Source organism: Phenylobacterium sp., from assembly GCF_036502675.1.
In the GTDB taxonomy this organism is placed as follows: Bacteria; Pseudomonadota; Alphaproteobacteria; order Caulobacterales; family Caulobacteraceae; genus Phenylobacterium.
In genome coordinates, this window is the sequence record NZ_DASXYF010000040.1 from 1 (window position 1) to 1,543 (window position 1,543).

Genomic DNA, 1,543 nt, shown 5'->3' on the forward strand with positions numbered 1-1,543 from the left:
TGCTGAACATCTCCCATGCGCTGGCCCGCCCCGACGGCTCCGGCTTCGAACGGCCCCGGCTCGACAAGATGCAGACCGGCATGAGCGCCCTGCAGTGCCTCTACGAGACCGCCGACGGCTGGATCGCCGTGGTGGCGCCGAAGGAGGCCCACTGGACGGCGCTGAAGACGGTGCTGAACGCGCCGGCCCTCGAGGCCGCCGACTTCGCCACGCCCGAGGCGCGCCGCAAGAACGACGCGGCCCTTCGCGAGCTGCTGCGTACAGCCTTCAAGGCCAGGCCGGCGCTGGCCTGGCGCGAGGCGCTGGACGCCGCCGGCGTGCCCGCCGAGGTCAGCGACCCGACCTTCGCCCACCGGCTGCACGACGACCCGGAGATGCGCGCCGGCGGCCTGACCGTCACCTACCGCCAGGAGCTCGTCGGCGAATTCTCGCAGATGGGGCTGATGTTCAACTTCTCGGACACGCCGGGGAAGGTGCAGGGCCCGCCGCTGGTGGTCGGCGAGTACACCCGCGAGGTGCTGACCGAGCTCGGCTACACGGCCGACCAGATCGCCGAGCTGTCGGCCGCCAAGGTCGCCGGCGTCTGGGAGTCCGGCCAGCCCCTGATCAATGGGCCGCGCCGGTTCATGGGCTACAAGCCGGAGGTCTACGACGCCAAGCCGAAGGACGCGCCCGCGTCCGGACCTGCGGCGGCGCAGATGGCTCCGGCCAAATGAACCGTCTGCAGGGCAAGGTCGCTTTCATCACCGGCACGTCGTCCGGCCAGGGCCGGACAGCGGCGCGGATCTTCGCCGCGGAGGGCGCCTTCGTCGTCGGCTGTTGGCGCCAGGACGCCGACGGCGGACGCGAGACCGAGCGGATGGTCAGGGAGGCCGGCGGCCGGATGATCTCCTCCCAGGTGGACATGACCGACCGTGCCGCCGCCCAGGCCTGGATCAACGACGGCGTCGCCGAGGCGGGCGGCCTCGACATCCTCTACAACAACGCCGCCGGCGCGCGTTACAAGCGGTTTGCGGAGATGTCGCCGGAGAGCTGGACCTATACGCTGGTGAACGAGCTCGACATCGTCTTCCACGCCTCGCAGGCGGCCTGGCCGCACCTGATCGCCCGCGGCGGCGGGGCGATCCTCAACACCGCCTCGACGGTGGGCCTGCGCGGGCGGGCGAGGATGGGGGCGGCGGGCCACGCCACCGGCAAGGCCGGGCTGATGGGGCTCACCCGCCAGATGGCGGCGGAGGGCGCGCAGCACCAGATCCGCGTCAACGCGATCTCGCCGGGCGTCATCGCCACGCCGGCCCTTGCGCGTTCCCCTTCGGCGTTCATGGACCAGGTGATCGCCGAGATCCCGCTAGGCCGCGCGGGCCAGCCGGAGGACGTCGCCTACTGCGCCCTTTGGCTCGCCTCCGACGAGGGCGCCTGGATCACCGCCCAGAACTTCGTGATCGACGGCGGTTCGAGCGAGATCAAGTAGCGGGCCGCCCCACGTCGCGGGCACGCCGCACAGAGGGAGACGCGTCATGAAGGTGCTTGGGATCAATCGCGC

2 protein-coding genes are annotated in these 1,543 nt (G+C 71.6%); both read left to right on the forward strand.

Annotation, left to right across the window (positions count from 1 at the left end; translation table 11 throughout):
- Positions 1 to 716 (forward strand): CoA transferase (locus VGL30_RS04590; RefSeq protein ID WP_331537254.1); only part of this gene is annotated, 716 nt, incomplete at its 5' end.
- Positions 713 to 1,471, forward strand: a complete 759-nt coding sequence (locus VGL30_RS04595) for an SDR family NAD(P)-dependent oxidoreductase (protein ID WP_331537256.1) — start codon at positions 713 to 715, stop codon at positions 1,469 to 1,471. The genes VGL30_RS04590 and VGL30_RS04595, both read left to right, overlap by 4 nt.
- Positions 1,472 to 1,543 lie beyond the last annotated feature (72 nt).

Coding starts and splice junctions, on each gene's coding strand:
- VGL30_RS04595 (WP_331537256.1), top strand. CDS start 713: ATGAACCGTCTGCAGGGCAAGGTCGCTTTCATCACCGGCACGTCGTCC.